This window comes from Frankia sp. CcCS3, assembly GCF_977927575.1.
This window is the reverse complement of the sequence record NZ_CDWRCL010000355.1, coordinates 1-2704: the sequence shown is the minus strand read 5'-3', so window position 1 is coordinate 2704 and position 2704 is coordinate 1. Positions and strand designations below refer to the sequence as shown.

Annotated in this window: 1 protein-coding gene; it reads right to left on the bottom strand. The window is 72.9% G+C overall.

Translation table 11 applies throughout. From position 1 onward, the window contains the following. Positions 1-36: 36 nt before the first annotated feature. Entirely contained in the window at positions 37-2265 is a 2229-nt protein-coding gene (locus AC08OQ_RS19100; protein ID WP_476601273.1) for a bi-domain-containing oxidoreductase, read from the bottom strand. Positions 2266-2704: the final 439 nt, after the last annotated feature.

Genomic DNA, 2704 nt, shown 5'->3' with positions numbered 1-2704 from the left:
TTTCGTCAAAAAAATCTTCGGCCGGTTCCCGGCTGTTCAGGAACCCATCCGGGCCGGGCTTCGCGGTACCTCGGCACCGAGCGCGTCAGCGGCCGCGAGGGTCGCCCGGCTCGAGGCGAGCAGCTCCGCGGTGACACCGGTGTCGCTGCCGCGGCACATCCGCAGGAAGGCCGCCGCGGCGGCACGATGCCCCTTGTCCTGCGGCCCCTTCCAGGCGGAACGTCCATCGATCACCAGTTCGCGGTAATCGTCGATGCGGACGTGCCGGCTGCCCGCCAGCGCCTCGAGATGCTCCTTACGCACTCCGCGGGGACGGGCGGAACTGTAGGAGATGGCCGACAGGGAACCGTCGGCATGCCGGAGCGTGACCGCCACATCGGGAGCAAGCAACAGCTCGGCCTCCCGCCCGGCAAGCGCCGTCACCATGTCCACGTCGCTGCCGGCGAGCGCGGCGCAGGTGTCGACGAAGTGGCAGACCTCGCCGAGCAGCCGGCCACCCTGGACCCGGTCGTTGTACCAGTGGTCGGCCGGCACCGGCCCGGCGGCGATCCGATAGCTCAACGTGAGAGGACCGTCCCGGTCGGCCAGCGCCGCGCGGGCTGCGGTGACCGCCGGAGAAAAACGCCGGTTGTAGCCGACGACAAGCACCCCGCCGCCGGTCGCCGCCGCCTTCTCCACCCGGTTGAGCTCGTCGAGGCTCAGCGCGAGCGGCTTCTCGCACCATACGTGCCGACCGCCTTCCAGGGCCCGGGCGGCGAGGTTGGCATGTGTCTCATGCGGCGTCGCGATGACGACCACGTCGACGTCGTCGTCGTCCAGCACGGCGTCGGCGCCGGCCACCGCCCCGGCGAACCCGTGCCGGTCCGCGAAGGCCCTGGCCGACCGGCCACCGGCGGAGGCCACCGTGACCAACTGGTCGAACCCGGCCGCCCGGAACGCGGGCAGCAGAACCGATCCGGAGAACGTCCCGGCCCCGATCCAGCCGACCCGACTGCCCCGACGTCCCGCTGGGGCGGATCGCTGGCGGGGCACCCGCGGCCGCGGGCTGACCGACCGGTCCCGGGCCAGGCCCGCGCTGTGCGCCGGTGCGGTCCCGGCCACCGCGGACCCGGCCTGTTCGGGGGCGGCCTGTTCGGGGGCAGCCGACGCCGGGTAGTCGAAACGGATCCCCAGGTACGGCTCGCTACGGGTGGCGACGATCTCGTAGGCCCGCGGCGCCGCGTCGATCGGAAAAGCGTGGGTGACGAGATCATCAACTTGCAGCCGGTCGGCCGCGAGCAGGTCGAGCACGGCCTCCTGGTTGCGTCCCTCGGTCCAGCGGACCTGCCCGGCCGGGTAGTCAACCCCCCAGTCCTCGTAGCCACGCTCGTACCGCCCCGGCCCGTAGGAGCGGGCGAAGCGCAGCGTCAGCTCCTTGTCGTAGAACGGCGCGCGCAGCAGGCCCAGTCCGACGTCACCCACCACGACCAGCTGCGCCCGGTCCCGGGCCAGCGCGGTGGCCCGCATGACCGGTTCCGCCGAGCGACCAGCGGCGCAGATGAGGACCGCGTCGGCACCACGGCCCCGGCTCCAGGCGCGGACCGCGGCGGTGGTGGCCTCGCCGGACTCCCGCAGCGCACGGACACCGCTCGCCCCGGCGGTGACCAACGGAAGATCGGCAAGATCGATGCCGGCGACGTCACATCCGCTGGCGAGCGCGAGCCGGGCGGCGAGCTGACCGACCAGCCCCAGCCCGACGACCACCACCTTCGCCCCGGGACCCACCTCCGCCAGGCGCAGCCCGTGCAGGGCGATGGAGCCGATCGTGGCGAACGCCGCCGCCCCCGGGTCGGCCCCGTCCGGAACCCGGGCGCAGAGCAGCCCGGGAACGGCCTGGAACTCGGCGTGGTTGGCGCGCCCGGCCCCACCCGTGGCGACGAGGTCACCGGGGCGGATGCGGTCGACCGCGGAGCCCACCTCGACGACGCGACCACATCCGCTGTAGCCGAGGGGGACGTCGGCGCCGAGCCGATCCCGGACCGAACGCGCGGCCGGGATGAGACCGTCGGTCCTCGCCTTCTCCGCGACCTTGCGGACAAGGTCCGGACGGGCCCGCGCCTTGGTCAGCAGCCCAGAGCGGGCGAGCGTGGTAACGGCACGTTCCGTGCCGGCGGACACGATCGTCGCAACGGTCGCCACCAGCACCTCGGTCGGACCGATGACCGGCACGGGAACGTCGACGACGCGCACCGCCCCGCCGGACGCCGCCTGCACCACCTGCTTCACCACACCACCTGCTTCACCACACCACCTGCTTCACCGCGTCACTGGGGCGCCGCCGCACCGGCCGACGGTCGGCGCCGGCAGGCGGACTCGCACCCACTCGCGGACCCGTACCGGCGTGTCGGCTCGTACCGGCGTGTCGGCCCGAGTCTTCGGTACGACCGGGGGAAGTGAGGGCGTCGGGGGCGCCCACGCTCGCATCATGCTGCGCAGTGTAGTTGATGCATTACATTCAGCGATGAACATCGGCCTCGCCCATCCGAAGTGTCAGACCCGGAGGAACGGCATGCTCGAAGCGTCGGCCGCCGCGTGCATCGTCACCCTTGCGGCGACCCCGATCGTCATCGTCGGCATGCGCCGGATGGCGGCGATCGACGAGGTCACTGCGCGGTCCTCGCACCAGGTCCCGACCCCGCGTGGCGGCGGTATCGCAGTCGTCCTC